Source organism: Streptomyces sp. M-16 (assembly GCF_052114405.1).
Lineage (GTDB): Bacteria > Actinomycetota > Actinomycetes > Streptomycetales > Streptomycetaceae > Streptomyces.
Genome location: NZ_JBFRER010000040.1, coordinates 13,222 through 26,549, shown reverse-complemented (window position 1 = coordinate 26,549; position 13,328 = coordinate 13,222). Strand labels below are relative to the sequence as shown.

Below are 13,328 nucleotides of genomic sequence, written 5' to 3'. Positions count from 1 at the left end.
CGCGCCGGGTCAGCGGTCCCCGGTGCCCAGGCGGGCGCTGATCAGCTGAGCGGTCTCCTCGTGCAGGCGGGCGCGGCGTCCGGGTTCCTCGACGCGGGCCAGTTCCCCCCGCAGGGCCCGTTCCGTACGCATCACCGTGGCCCGGGGCACGGGCACCCGCTGGCCGGGCTGCTCCGTGAACGGCCACAGCTCGGCGGCGACGGCCTGGGCGTCGTCGAGGGCGCTGCGGCGCAGCGAGAGGAAGACGCGGGCGAGCCAGTCGGCGGGGATCTTCACCATCAAGTCGGTCATGTCAAGGCAACGACGGCCCGTCGTCTCCGTGACACCGGCTACCCCGGCCGGCCCAGCGTTGCTCCGGTCCGGCGAACCGCTCACCTGCCTGGTCCACAGCCCCGGCCCCGCCAACGGCGGCTCCCGGGCGGGGACCGCTGGGATGGGCGTTGCGTGGCGGGGACGCCCGGCCCACGGGAAGCCCAGTCGCCCACGCACCTGTCCCCTCGCACTCCCGCGGCGCCTTCGGCGGCCGGCGGGGAAGGAACTCATGAACCTCAAGCAGCATCCCGTGACGACCAGGCGGCCCCGCGTCCGTTCCCGGGTCCTCCTCGCCTCCCTGGCCGCCGCGGCGTCCCTGACCGGCCAGGTGGTGGCGATGGCTCCGGCCGCGTCCGCCCACGGGCCGGGGCCCTCGGGCCCGATGCCGGCGCCCGCCGCCCAGCAGAAGCAGAAGCAGAACCCGCCGGACAAGGACAAGGACCACGGCGGGAACAGGGACGACGACGGGGACGACTGGGGCAAGGAAAGGGAGAAGGACAAGGACAAGGACAAGGACAAGAAGAACCCCTCTCAGGTCATCCACGGGCTGCAGCAGTTCACGTCCGACAACACCTTCACCCCGCCGCCGGGCGTCACCTCGGTGTTCGTCCAGGCGTGGGGTGCCGGTGGCGGGGGCGGCGGTGGGGGCGGCGGCGGCCTCAGCCCTGCCCGTGCCTACAACGGCGGCAACGGCGGTGGCGGCGGTGCGGGCGGCTTCACCTGGTGCGCCGTACAGGTGACCCCGCAGACCGCGTACGGGGTGGACGTCGGCGACGGCGGCGACGGCGGCGCGGGTGGTGCGGCCGCGACCACGGGCGGCCCCGGCTCGGCCGGCGGTGCCGGCACCGCGGGCACCGCCTCCTCGCTGACCCGTTCGTCGGACAGCACGCTCCTGCTCAACGCGACCGGTGGCGGCGGGGGCGGCGGCGGCGCGGGTGGCGGGGTCGTCGACGGCGCCAACGGCGCGGGCGGGGCCGGCGGTACCGGCTGGTGCTCCACCGGCGGGGTCAACCTGAACGGCGGCAACGGCAGCTCCAACGGCACGGGCGGGGTCGCCCCCGACGGCATCGTCGGGCTGCCGCCGAACACCGCGGCCGGCGGCAACGGCGGCGCGCGCGGCACCGGCGGCGAGGCCGCCCGGCCCGGCGGCAACGGCCAGGACGGCGGCAACGGGTACGTGGTCATCTACTGGTGACCCCGTCCGCCGGCCCCGCCCCCSCGGCGGGGCCGGCGGTACCCGGCGCGGCGCGTCAGTGGATGACGCTGAAGCTGCGCCAGGGCAGGGAGACCGGGGCCGTCACGTTCGAGAGGGTGGTGGCGACGTAGACGCCGTCCGCCCGGTCGGTCTTCTCGCAGTTCTCCGTCCGGTACAGGACGACGTCGACGAGGGTGTTGTTCTCGACGTGGGTGGCGCCCCGCGGCAGGTTGATGCGGTGGCAGCCGTTGACGTTCGTGTTGGAGTACGAGAGCGCGACCGGGGAGTCGTGGCCGCGGAAGGTGAGCATGCCGACCGTGCTCCGGCCCAGGCCCGAGCAGGCGGTGGCGGTGAGCAGCAGGGCTGCGACCCCGGTGATGACGCCGGTGCGCCGGTGGTGGGACATGGCGGATCCTCGTCTGTGCGGTGGTGGCTCTCCTGCCCGCAGCCTGCACCGACGGCGCTCCGGCGGCATCCGTTGCGCGGCCGGCCGGATGAAACCGGCCGGCGGCGGACGGGGGCGCCGGGCGCGTCCGGTCAGGCCCGGTCCTCCCGGTACGGGCGCCGCTTCGCCCAGGCGATCACCGTACTGAGGCCGATCAGGACCGCGCCCCACAGGCCGGCCTTCCAGGGCCGCGTACGCCCCTCCAGCTCCGGCGACACGCGGTGCGTCGGGTCGAAGGCGACGCGGATCCGCTGTCCTTGCCCGGCGACGGGCCGGTCCTCCTTGAGTTCGGCCGGGTAGCCTCCCGGGCAGTCCAGTACCAGCCGGTACACCGTCCGGGTGGGCGGCGCCCCCTCCCCCGCGGAGTTCTGGACCCTGGTGTGCACCTCGCGGACCGCGCAGGTGGCAGCGGCCGTGCGGGCCGCCGCCTGGTCGGCCGCCGCCACGGTCAGCAGCAGCCCCAGGGACAGCAGCAGCGCCCCGAAGAGGCCGCCGGCGCCGCCGACGAGCACCGAGTACGCCGCGCTGACGCCGAGGATCAGCACGGCTCCGCCGACCACGGCGACCGCCCCGGAGGGCGCCGAGGAGGCCGCGTAGCACCAGCTCGCCCCTGCGTACACGGCCCCGGCGGCGAGGCCGGGCAGGGCCACGGTGGCGAGCCACCACCCCGGTCGGACCATCTCTGTCATGAACACCACCCCCGCAGGGGGACGCCCGTCACCCCGCCCCCGGTTGCCCCCGCCCGCGGCGCGCCCCGGGCGCGGGGGCCCGCGCGGGGTTACCTTCGGCGGCATGGACGGTGATCGCCGGCAGTGGCGCCAGTGCTTGCTCGCCGGGGCCGTGTTCGCCGTGTGCATGGCGGGCACCACGCTCCCGACCCCCCTCTACGGCCTCTACCAGGAGAAGTTCGGCTTCTCCGAACTGACCGTCACCGTCGTGTACGCGGTCTACGCCTTCGCGGTCATCGGGGTGCTCGTGCTGGCGGGCAACGCCTCGGACGCGGTGGGGCGGCGGCCCGTGCTCTGGACGGGCCTCGCGTGCGCGGCCGGCAGCGCCGTCTGCTTCCTGTGCGCCTCCGGCCTCGGCTGGCTGTACGCGGGGCGGGTCCTGTCGGGCTTCTCCGCCGGGCTGTTCACCGGCGCGGCGACGGTGTTCGTGATGGAGCTGGCCCCGCACGGCGGCACCTCCCGGGCCACGTTCGTGGCGACGGCCGCCAACATGGGCGGGCTCGGCTGCGGTCCGCTGCTCGCCGGACTGCTCGCGCAGTTCGCCCCCTGGCCGCTGTACCTGCCCTTCTGGGTGCACCTGGCGCTGGTGGCGGGCTCGGCGGCGGTGCTGGCGGGGCTGCCGGAGACCGTACGGGAGCGGCGTCCGCTGAGCACCGTACGGCCGCGGCGGCTCCGGCTCCCCGCGCAGGTACGGGCGGTGTTCGGACCGGCGGCGATCGCCTCGTTCGTGGGGTTCGCGCTGTTCGGGGTGTTCACCTCGGTCAGCCCGGCGTTCCTCGCCGAGTCCCTCGGCGTTCACGACCGGGCGGTGAGCGGACTGGTCGTCGCGCTGGCCTTCTTCGCCTCGACCGCCGGGCAGCTGGCGGTCGGCCGGGTGGGCGTACCGCGGTCGCTGCCGCTGGGCTGCGCCGGGCTCCTCGCGGGGCTGGCACTGCTCGCGGGGGCGCTGCGCTGGGACCTGCTGGCGCTGGTGGTGCTGAGCGCGCTGGTGGGCGGCGTGGGACAGGGGCTGGCCTTCCGGGGGTCCCTGTCCGCGGTGGCCGCGGCGTCCCCGCCGCACCACCGGGCGGCGGTGATCTCCACCCTGTTCGTGGTGGCGTACACGGGCATCTCGCTGCCGGTGATCGGCGTGGGAGTGCTGACGGGCCCGCTCGGGCTGGAGGGTGCCGGACTCGTGTTCATCGCCTGCATGGCCGTCCTGGTCTCCGCGGCGGCGCTCTACCTGCTGCGCCGCCCCGTGCCGGCGCCGGCGCCGTGAGGGCGGCCGGCCGGCCGTTCCTCAGGTGTTGATGGTGACGTTGCCGAGCCGGCTGACCACGGCCGGGTCGCGGTGGTCGAAGAAGACCGACGCCCCGGTGTCCAGGGCCGCGATGTCCGCCATGTCCTCGTCGGTGAGCCCGAAGCCGAAGACGTCGAGGTTCTCCGCCATCCGCTCCGGACGCACCGACTTGGGGATCGCCACCACCTGCCGCTGGATCAGCCAGCGCAGTACGACCTGCGCCACCGTCCTGCCGTGCGCGCTGGCGATCCGGGTGAGCACCGGGTGGGTGAAGAGGTTGCCCCGGCCCTCGGCGAAGGGGCCCCACGACTCGATCTGGACCCCGCGCCCGGCCATCAGTTCCTGATCGCCGGTGCGCTGGTGGAAGGGATGGGTCTCGACCTGGTTGACCGCCGGGGTGATCTCGTTGTGGTCCATCAGGTCCAGCAGCCGGTCGGGGTGGAAGTTCGAGACCCCGATGGCCCGGACCAGCCCCTCGCGCTGGAGGTTCTGCATGGCGCGCCAGGAGCCGTAGACGTCGCCGTACGGCTGGTGGATCAGGTACAGGTCGACGTGGTCCAGGCCGAGTTTGCGCAGCGAGGTGTGGAAAGCGCGCCCGGCCCTGTCCTCGCCGGCGTCGGAGATCCACAGCTTGGTGGTGACGAACAGCTCGTGACGCGGGACACCGCTGCTCCTGATCGCGCGGCCGACGGCTTCCTCGTTGCCGTAGGCGGCCGCGGTGTCGAGGGAGCGGTAGCCGGCGGCGAGGGCTTCGCCGACGGCCCGCTCAGTCTCCTCCGGCGGAATCTGGTAGACGCCGAAGCCGAGGATCGGCATCTCGACGCCGTTGTTCAGGGTGACGTGCTGCATGGGGGGTCCTTACGCGTGGGACGTGCGCGGGCCGGGGCCGGTGCCCGGACGGACGCCGCTCCCCTTCCCCAGCGCTACCCCGCGGGCGGCGCCGCCTCCCGGCGCGTGCTCCATGTGGCCGCCTCCACTGGCGGCGCGGCAGGGCGCGTTCGCCGATCGGGTGACGCGCGGGCGCGGTGGGCGTGGCCGCACGCGCCCGTCAGGGCGGGTCTGGCTAGCGTGGTCCAGCGCTTCCCCCCGTCCCCCAGCCCCCGCGGAGCAGGTCCATGACCACGACCCCCCTCACTTCGCTCACAGGGAACTACTCCCTCGACCCCGCCCACACCCAGATCGGGTTCGTGGCCCGGCACGCGATGGTCACCAAGGTCCGCGGGGCCTTCAATGAGTTCGAAGGCACCGCCCACCTGGACGGCACGGATCCCGCGAAGTCGTCGGCGAGGGTCACCATCAAGGCCGCCAGCATCGACACCCGCAACGAACAGCGCGACGGCCACCTGCGCACCAACGACTTCCTGGACGCCCCGAACTTCCCGGACATCACCTTCGTGTCCACCGGCGTGGAGCCGCTGGACGACACCCACTTCCGCGTGGCGGGCGACCTCACCATCAAGGACGTCACCCGGCCGATCGGCATCGAGTTCGAGTACCAGGGCAGCGCGACCGACCCGTTCGGGAACCTGCGGGTGGGGTTCGAGGGTTCGGTGCCGATCAGCCGGAAGGAGTACGGGATCACCTGGAACGCGGCCCTGGAGGGCGGGGGCGTCCTGGTCGGCGACAAGGTCGTCCTGGAGTTCGAGGTGTCCGCGATCCGGCAGGCCTGACCGGGCCGGCTCCCCCGCTCCGGGAGGAGGGGTTTTCGCCGCCGGGCCCGGATCGGCCATGATCGGGCGGTGACACCTCTCGACGAACGTCTGACGGGCCTGTGGGACAGCGCACCCCTGGAACAGGGCGCGATGGAAGCCAGTGCACTCGTCTTCCTGCCGGACGGCCGGGGCTGGAGCCGTTTCGAGAGCTTCAGCTCCGAGCTGAGCGTCGGCCGGTTCCACTGGAGCTGCCCCGGTCCCGGCCTGCTGGAACTGCGCTACACGTGGCGGGTCGACGGACAGTGGGGCCCCGACGCGGACGGCTTCGCCGCCGTGGACCACAGCGGCCCGGCCGACGAACTCGTCCGCACGGGGTACCGGGTGGACGGCGGAGCCCCGTCGCCCCCCGGGGCCGGCGGAGCGGCCACGCTGACGCTCGATCACCCGGTGGAGTTCGCCCACGCCTTCGCCCGTCAACGCCGGCCGGTGGGGCCCGCCGACGATCCGTCGGCCGCCGTCGTCCCGTACCCTCCCGGACCCGGCACGGCGCCCGGCTCCTGATCCCGGCGCGGGGCCGCGGGCGGGGCCAGGGGCGCGGGCCCCTCCCCGGGCCGGATCACCAGCGGACGGGCAGCTCCCGTACGCCCCTGATCAGCATGCCCGGCACCCAGGCCGGCTCGGCCCCGCCGACGTCGTCGGTGAGGCCGGGGAAGCGGTCCAGCAGGGCGCGGAGCGCGATGCGGCCCTCCAGGCGGGCGAGGGGCGCCCCGAGGCAGTGGTGCAGGCCGTGGCCGAAGGCGATGTGGCCGCGGGCGTCACGGCGGATGTCGAAACGGTCCGGGTCCGCGAAGCGCGCCGGGTCCCGGTCCGCGTCGGCCATGACGATCAGGACGGCGGAGCCGGCCGGGATCACCACCCCGCCGATCTCGACGTCCTCCAGGGCCAGGCGCTCGGTGCAGGTCTCCACCGGCCCGTCGTAACGGAGCATCTCCTCGATCGCCCCGTCGAGCAGATCGGGGTTCGCGAGCAGGTCGGCGAGCTGGTCGGGGTGGGCGAACAGTGCGCGCATCCCGTTGCCGATCATGTTGACGGTGGTCTCGTGCCCCGCGATGAGGAGCAGGACGCACATGCCGATGAGCTCGTCGGGCGAGAGGCGGTCGCCGCCCTCGTCGACGGCGTGGATCATCGCGCTGAGGAGGTCGTCGCCGGGCGCGGCGCGCTTGGCCTCGATGAGCCCGACGAGGTACCGGGGCATCTGCGCGTACGCGGCGGCCTCGGCCTCCGGGCCGGTGCGGGAGACCATCTCGTTGGACCAGCCGCGGAACGCCCCGCGGTCCAGTTCCGGTACGCCGAGCAGCTCGCAGATCACGGTCATGGGCAGCGGGAAGGCGAAGGCGTCCACCAGGTCGGCCCGGCGCTCCGGGAGCGCCGCCATGGCGTCCAGCAGTTCGTCGGCGATCTGCCGGACGCGCGGGGCCAGGGTCTCGATCCGCCGCGGGGTGAACGCGCTTGCCACCAGACGGCGCAGCCGGGTGTGGTCCGGCGGGTCGGCCATGAGCATGTGGGCGAGCGCGGGGTGGTCCTGCTCGGTGTTGATGATCTTGCCGATGTCGCCGGAGCGGCGCCAGTCGCGGCTCAGCCGGGGATCGGTGAAGGCCGCGCGGCCGGCCTCGTGTCCGAGGACCAGCCAGACGTCCTGGCGGTCCGGGGTGAGGACGTGGTGGACGCGCCCCTCGGCCCGCAGTCGCGCGTAGACCGGATACGGGTCGCGGACGAAGTCCGGACTGAGTTCCAGCAGATCGATCACGTCAGGCCGGGTCGCCATTCCATTCCCCCTGAATCGAATGCGTCGCGGGATCACTCCGCACATACATGTATCCCCCACAGTAGTGGCGCCCATACGGCCGCCCGGTGGGCCCGCTCGCCGGATCCGCCGCGGTCCCGGATCCCGGCCGGACCGGAGGGGGTGGGATCCGAACGCCCTTGACCGGCACGGAATCCGGCCCTCCGCACCCTTCGCGCGGCCGCGGGCGCCGGCCCGGGCCTGCTGTGACTCCGCCCACCCTCCCTTGACCGGGAAAAGAAGGGTTACCTAACTTCGAGGTATGACCCCCCACGACCGGATGCCCCCCACCGGCCCCGACGGCCCCACCGAGCCCGGTGGCCCCGCCCTGGTGCCCTTCGACGTCGACCTGACCTCCCAGGAGGTGGCCCGGCGCGCCCAGGTGATGGCCGCCCTCGGCCCCGACTGGGACCCCATCGAGGTGCTGCGCGGCGAGGAGGCGGCGTACGACCTGCTGTACTCCGGCCTCGACGCGGAGCAGCAGCGCGTGTACGACGAGCTCGTCGCGGCCGGAGTGCTGCCCCCGCGCGGGGGCGGCCGTGCTGCCGCTTGACCCGCAGGCCGACATCGGGCGACGCGCCTGGGTGGCCTGCCCGAACTGCGACGACGCCCGGGGGTGCGCCCCGTGCGGGGAACGCCGGAGCTGCTCGGAGCACTGGCGCTACATGCTCTCCAACACCGGGAGCCTGCTCCATCTCCAGTGCCCGGGGTGCACCCACGTCTGGGAGCACGAGAGCGGCTTCGGGGCCACGCGCTCCCTGTGGAAGCGCATCGGCAGCGGCCTGACCGGCCTCTGACCGGCCCCTGGCTCAGGGCAGTGGAAGGCCCCGTGCGGTGGTCCAGAGGGCGTACCACTCCTCGTGCGTGAGGTCGGGGGCGCGCAGGGAGGCGTCGCGGCACGCGCGGATGCGGTCGGGGCGGGCGGTACCGATGACCGGGGCGATGGCGGCGGGGTGCCGCGTCAGCCACCACAGCAGGACGGACTCCGGGGTGGTGTCCTTGCGGCGGGCGAGGTCGGCCAGGAGCTCGGCCGTGGCGTGTTCGGCGGGGGTCTGCTGGCCGCCGGTGAAACGTCCCCGCGCCAGGGCGCCCCAGGCCTGGAGACGGATGCCGTGCTCCTGGCAGTGCTCCAGCGTGCCGAACGGGAACCCGTGCGCGGCCCCCTCGGGAGTGTTGAGCAGGACCCCCGCCTCGACCCATGCGCGGCTGTGCAGGCTCATCTCCAGCTGGTTGGCTACCAGCGGGACGTCCAGGCGGGCCTGGAGGCCGGCGATCTGCGCGGCACCCATGTTGGAGACCCCGAAGCCACGGACGAGGCCCTGCCGGTGGAGGGACATCAGGGCGGAGGCGATGTCGTCCGGGTCCGCCAGCGGGTCGGGGCGGTGCAGCAGCAGGACGTCCACGGAGTCGGTCCGCAACCGGGCCAGGCTCTCCTCCACCCGGCGGACGATGCTCGCGCCGCGCAGGTCGTAGAGGCCGGGTCGGTCCCCGTCCGGGAGCCGGATGCCGCACTTGGTCTGCAGGACGATCCGCTCGCGCAGGCCCGGAGTCCGGGCGAGGACCTCGCCGAAGACCGCCTCCGCCTTGCCGTGGCGGTAGATGTCGGCGTGGTCGAAGACGGTGACCCCGATGTCCAGGGCGGCGTGGACGGCGGCTTCGGCGGCGTCGACGTCCCCGGGTCCGTACGGCTGCGGATCCCAGCTCCCGCCGAGTCCCATGCACCCGTACAGCACCCGGCCGCCCTGCCCCGCACCCACCACGCTCGCGTTCGTCACGGGGCCCAGCGTAGGTGCCGGTCCCGGCCGGGCCGGGACCGGACTGCCCGCGGACCACGGCGGCGCCGGGGTCCGGACCTCCGGCTGCCCGCCCGGCCCGCGGCGCCGGCTAGTCCGACGGTTTCCGGGGCGTGAGGTGGGCCACCACCTCGGCCAGGTCCTCGCACACCTCCTCGATCTTCATCCGGATGTTGTTCTGCTCGGTGACGAGGGCGGCCAGCAGGAGCCCGGTCAGGGCCGCCGCCCCGTTGAGGGCCTGGAGGTTGACCATGATCTCCAGCAGGGTGTGTCCGGCGAACGGGCCGACGCGTTCGGTGGCCGCCGAGATCGCCAGGACCGACACGAGCAGGGCGCACGGGGCGCTCCCGGCGAGCTGGAAGCGCACGGCCGCCCAGATCAGCAGCGGGAAGACGAGGAAGAGCAGGGACAGGGTGCTCCTCGTGACGAGGATGGTGCCCGCGGCGGTGGCGACCGCCAGGGCCACGGCCTCCAGCACCCGGTACGGGTCCTGCGGCAGCCGGGGCCGGCGCAGGACCAGCAGCAGGGGAGTCACCAGCAGCACCCCCATCGTGTCCCCCGTCCACCAGGCGGACCACACGGCCCAGAAGTTCGACGCCGGCAGGTTTCCGGTGATCAGCAGCGTCCCGCAGCCGGTGCCGGCGCTGATCAGCATCGGGAGCAGGCCACCCAGGAAGACGAGGGCGGTCCCGTCCCGCAGCCGGTCCAGCTCGGGGCGGAAGCCCACCAGGCGCAGCAGCGCGTAGGCGCACAGCGGGGCGAGGACGTTGCCCGCGACGATCCCGACGTCGGTCGCGCTGAAGGAGGCGATGTCCTCGATGGCCAGGAACGTGCCCACCGCGATCCCCGGCCAGATCCCCGGGCCGAACCACAGGAGGGAGGCCAGGGCGATGCCGGTGGGCGGCCACAGGGGTGTGACGACCGAACCCTCGACGACCACCTGGCACAGCAGGCCGAGCCGGGCGGACAGGTAGTAGGCCGCGGCGACGGCGAGGATCCGCGACAGCGCCAGGGCCGGACCTCGCCATTCCACGGTGCGCATCACAGCATCAGACAACAGTCCGCGCCCGCGGGAGCGGCGTGACACGCACGACGGGGAAGTCGGGCGCACGACGGGGAAGTCGGGCGCACGACGGCGGACGCCGGGGCGGGTCAGCCGAAGTCGTAGCCGATGGCCAGCACGGCGGCGTCGTCGGCGTGCCCGGTGGAGTCGGCCACCTTCAGCACCTCGGCGGCGAGCTCGTCGGGATCCCCGCCCGCGGCGTCCCGGACCAGTCGCAGCACGCGCGCCAGCCCCTCCTCGATCGGGAACGCCGGCCCTTCGACCACCCCGTCCGTGAGCAGGACGATGGACCCCGCGTCCACCAGGGTGCGCCTCGTGACCTCGTAGCGCGCTCCGGGCAGCGTGCCCAGCGGCGGGCCCCCGGCGTCCTCGGCGATGCCGTACCGACCGTCGGCGGAGGCCCAGACGGCCGGTACATGACCCGCCCGGGCGCCCGCGATCTCGCCCGTACGCGGATCGATGCGCAGCAGGGTGCAGGTCGCGAACAGTTCGCTGTCCATCGCGAGCAGGACGTCGTTGACCCGGTTCAGGACTTCGCCCGGGTCGGCGATGACGGAGGCCAGGGCGCGCAGGCAGACCCTGACCTGGCCCATGAAGGCGGTGGCCGCGACGTCGTGCCCCTGGACGTCGCCTATGGAGAAGGCGACGGCGCCGTGCGCCACCAGGAAACCGTCGTACCAGTCGCCGCCGATCTCCAGGCCGCGCCGGGCGGGCGTGTACCGGGCGGCGGCGCGCAGTCCGGGCAGGGCGGGCAGGGTGGCGGGCAGCAGCTCGCGCTGGAGGGCCTCGGCCAGCTCCACGCGGGCCTGGTGCAGCTCGGCCCCCTCCCGCGCCTGGGCGGTGAGCTGCCCCAGCATGCTCAGCAGGTCGGCGCTGTCAGGCCGAGGGGGGCGGCGCCGGGTCACGGACCGCTCCGGAGTACGTCCATGTGCCTCTGCTTCCGCCTTCGCTTCCGCTGCGCGGGATCCTGCTCATCATATTTCCGCTCGCCGGGGTCCGCGCAGGCGGCGGGCCGGTACCGGGCGGGCTCCTACGGCATCCACCCTGGTCGGGGCAGGTGGCCGGCCCATGCGCAGGGGGGCGCGTACGGCGGGGGCGGGCAGGGGTGCGCCCCCGGAACGGGCGGACGCGGGCCGGGGCGCGGGGCGGGGCTGGACGGGTCGCGGGCCTCGGGGCGCGGGACGCGGGGCGGGACGAACCGGCGCACCCGGCGCCGGAGCCCCGGCGGACCCCGGAGCCCCTCGCCGGCCGGCGGGCGGGCGGGTGCGGAGCCGGGGGTCCCCGTACGGCCGTCTCCGCGGGTCGCGGGTCGCCTCCCCGGGCTCCGGCCGCGGTCGGCCCGGGCACGTGTCAGGCGCCGTCGGTGCGGCGGGCCACGGTCGCCCCCCGGGAAGTTTGCCCTCGCCGGTGCCCTTTCGGGCAGCCCACACCAAATGGCGGCACCGAAAGCCTCTTTGACGGGACGTGAGGGGGCCCGGAGGGGTCGCCGGGGCGTCCCGTCCCGGAGGCCTGCGCCCGGCCCCCGGTGACCTTCCGTAGGATCTGGACCAACCCGGCCGTCAACTGCGCTGCTCAGCAGCCCAGTCGGCGACCGTGGGGTACCCCGACCAGTACCCGACCGATCGAGGATCAACGTGCACCTCCCCATGAACCGACGTCTGGCCGTCAGCGCCGCCCTCCTGGCCGTCGTGGCCGGTGTGGCGCCGGCCACCGCCGCCCAGGCCGCTCCGGCCGTCTCCGCCGAGGCGGCGCAGAACGTCGGGACCGCCCTGCCGGCGCCCGATCTGGAGGCCCTGCAGGCCGCGTTGCAGAACACCCTCGCCGCGGGGGCCCCGGGGGCGATGGCCCGGATCAGCGGCGTGGACGGGGTCCAGACCAAGACGGCGGGCGTCCGTGACAAGGTCAGCGGCGCCGCCATGGACACCGACGCCCGCTTCCGGATCGGCAGCGTCACCAAGACCTTCTCGTCCGTCGTGCTGCTCCAGCTGGTGGCCGAGAAGAAGATCGAGCTGGACCAGCCGGTCAACCACTACCTGCCGGGTCTGCTGCCGGACGACCGGATCACGGTCCGTCACCTGATGACCCACCGCAGCGGGCTGTCCGACTACACCAACGCCATGTTCAACAACACGGTGCCCGGCTTCGAGGCCGTCCGGAACAAGGTGTTCAGCTACCAGGAGCTGGTGCAGCTCTCCCTGAACGAGCCCCGCACGGGTGAGCCGGGCGCCGCGTACAGCTACTCGAACACCAACTTCGTCGTCGTCGGCATGCTCATCGAGAAGGCCACCGGGCACCCGGTCGTCAAGGAGTACGACCGCCGCATCATCAAGCCCCTGAAGCTCCGCAACACCTCCTACGTGCACCCGGACACGAAGATCAAGGGCCTGCACGCCAACGGCTACCTGCACCCGGACGAGGAGGGCGCGCCGCTGGTCGACTCCACCGAGCAGACGGTGTCCTGGGCCCAGTCCGCCGGGGCGATGATCTCCAGCGCGGCCGACCTCAACACCTTCACCTCGGCCCTGGTGACGGGCAAGCTGCTCCCGGCGCAGATGCTGGACCAGATGCTCACCATGACCCCGACCGACGCGACCAACACGCGTTTCTACGGGCTGGGCCTGCGCCGGTACGACCTGTCCTGCGGCACCTCCGTCTACGGCCACACGGGCACCGTGCAGGGCTTCTACACGTACGCCTTCTCCACCCGCGACGGCAAGCGCAGCCTGGCCGCGATGGCGAACACCTCGAACCGGGGTTCGGCGAACACCGCCCTCGGCGGCACCCTCGAAGCGGCCTTCTGCGGCAAGAAGCCGGTGACGGCGACCGCGCGCGGCTTCGCGGCCACCGCCCCGGCCACCACCCCGGCCCCGGCCCCGGCCGACGTGGACCTGCCGGAGCGCCACGCCCGCTGATCCGCCGGCGCCCCGTGCCACCGTGCCGCCCGTGCCGTCCCCCGTACGGCGCGGGCGGCACGGGTGTACCGGCACGGGACCGACTGCGCGCCCCTCGCGGGGGGAA

The 13,328-nt window shown here is 74.1% G+C and carries 15 protein-coding genes; 7 read left to right on the top strand and 8 right to left on the bottom strand.

Annotated features, from left to right (window positions below):
- Positions 1–9: 9 nt before the first annotated feature.
- Entirely contained in the window at positions 10–291 is a 282-nt protein-coding gene (locus AB4039_RS19905; RefSeq protein ID WP_266846054.1) for a hypothetical protein, read from the bottom strand.
- Between the two features lie 250 nt (positions 292–541).
- Here AB4039_RS19905 and AB4039_RS19900 point away from each other — a divergent pair, with 250 nt between their 5' ends.
- Positions 542–1,507 (top strand): hypothetical protein, encoded by a 966-nt coding sequence (locus tag AB4039_RS19900; protein WP_442271375.1) that lies wholly within the window; start codon positions 542–544, stop codon positions 1,505–1,507.
- Between the two features lie 55 nt (positions 1,508–1,562).
- On the opposite strand, the gene AB4039_RS19895 is transcribed toward AB4039_RS19900, so the two are convergent.
- Together AB4039_RS19895 and AB4039_RS19890 are read right to left on the bottom strand one after the other, a co-directional pair.
- On the bottom strand, positions 1,563–1,913 hold the full coding sequence (locus AB4039_RS19895; RefSeq protein WP_266846052.1) for a hypothetical protein: 351 nt from the start codon (positions 1,911–1,913) through the stop codon (positions 1,563–1,565).
- A 131-nt stretch (positions 1,914–2,044) separates the two neighbouring features.
- Complete coding sequence (locus AB4039_RS19890) at positions 2,045–2,641, bottom strand: hypothetical protein (protein ID WP_442271374.1); 597 nt, start codon at positions 2,639–2,641, stop codon at positions 2,045–2,047.
- A 103-nt stretch (positions 2,642–2,744) separates the two neighbouring features.
- Between AB4039_RS19890 and AB4039_RS19885 the strand changes: the two genes are divergently transcribed.
- A complete protein-coding gene (locus AB4039_RS19885) occupies positions 2,745–3,938 on the top strand; it encodes an MFS transporter (protein WP_442271373.1) in 1,194 nt (397 codons plus the stop codon).
- Between the two features lie 21 nt (positions 3,939–3,959).
- Here AB4039_RS19885 and AB4039_RS19880 read toward each other — a convergent pair whose 3' ends face one another.
- Positions 3,960–4,808: an aldo/keto reductase gene (locus tag AB4039_RS19880; protein ID WP_266846049.1), complete on the bottom strand. Its 849-nt coding sequence runs from the start codon at positions 4,806–4,808 to the stop codon at positions 3,960–3,962.
- A gap of 266 nt (positions 4,809–5,074) precedes the next feature.
- Between AB4039_RS19880 and AB4039_RS19875 the strand changes: the two genes are divergently transcribed.
- Together AB4039_RS19875 and AB4039_RS19870 are read left to right on the top strand one after the other, a co-directional pair.
- Complete coding sequence (locus AB4039_RS19875) at positions 5,075–5,629, top strand: YceI family protein (protein WP_266846048.1); 555 nt, start codon at positions 5,075–5,077, stop codon at positions 5,627–5,629.
- 69 nt (positions 5,630–5,698) lie between these two features.
- A complete protein-coding gene (locus AB4039_RS19870) occupies positions 5,699–6,172 on the top strand; it encodes a hypothetical protein (protein WP_442271372.1) in 474 nt (157 codons plus the stop codon).
- A gap of 55 nt (positions 6,173–6,227) precedes the next feature.
- Here the strand turns inward: AB4039_RS19870 and AB4039_RS19865 are convergent, their stop codons facing one another.
- Complete coding sequence (locus AB4039_RS19865; RefSeq protein ID WP_442271371.1) at positions 6,228–7,436, bottom strand: cytochrome P450 family protein; 1,209 nt, start codon at positions 7,434–7,436, stop codon at positions 6,228–6,230.
- 280 nt (positions 7,437–7,716) lie between these two features.
- Here AB4039_RS19865 and AB4039_RS19860 point away from each other — a divergent pair, with 280 nt between their 5' ends.
- A complete protein-coding gene (locus AB4039_RS19860; RefSeq protein ID WP_442271370.1) occupies positions 7,717–8,007 on the top strand; it encodes a DUF6400 family protein in 291 nt (96 codons plus the stop codon).
- Positions 7,994–8,251, top strand: a complete 258-nt coding sequence (locus tag AB4039_RS19855; RefSeq protein WP_266846045.1) for a hypothetical protein — start codon at positions 7,994–7,996, stop codon at positions 8,249–8,251. The genes AB4039_RS19860 and AB4039_RS19855 overlap by 14 nt, the downstream gene beginning before the upstream one ends.
- A 12-nt stretch (positions 8,252–8,263) precedes the next feature.
- Here AB4039_RS19855 and AB4039_RS19850 read toward each other — a convergent pair whose 3' ends face one another.
- The 3 genes from AB4039_RS19850 to AB4039_RS19840 form a co-directional block, all read right to left on the bottom strand.
- Positions 8,264–9,229 carry an aldo/keto reductase gene (locus AB4039_RS19850; protein ID WP_266846044.1) on the bottom strand — a complete coding sequence of 322 codons (966 nt, stop codon included), beginning with the start codon at positions 9,227–9,229 and terminating at the stop codon, positions 8,264–8,266.
- Between the two features lie 109 nt (positions 9,230–9,338).
- Positions 9,339–10,292: an MASE1 domain-containing protein gene (locus AB4039_RS19845; protein WP_442271369.1), complete on the bottom strand. Its 954-nt coding sequence runs from the start codon at positions 10,290–10,292 to the stop codon at positions 9,339–9,341.
- Between the two features lie 107 nt (positions 10,293–10,399).
- Positions 10,400–11,215 carry a PP2C family protein-serine/threonine phosphatase gene (locus AB4039_RS19840; protein ID WP_266846042.1) on the bottom strand — a complete coding sequence of 272 codons (816 nt, stop codon included), beginning with the start codon at positions 11,213–11,215 and terminating at the stop codon, positions 10,400–10,402.
- A gap of 741 nt (positions 11,216–11,956) precedes the next feature.
- Here AB4039_RS19840 and AB4039_RS19835 point away from each other — a divergent pair.
- On the top strand, positions 11,957–13,222 hold the full coding sequence (locus AB4039_RS19835) for a serine hydrolase domain-containing protein (protein WP_266846041.1): 1,266 nt from the start codon (positions 11,957–11,959) through the stop codon (positions 13,220–13,222).
- The last annotated feature ends 106 nt before the right edge of the window (positions 13,223–13,328 follow it).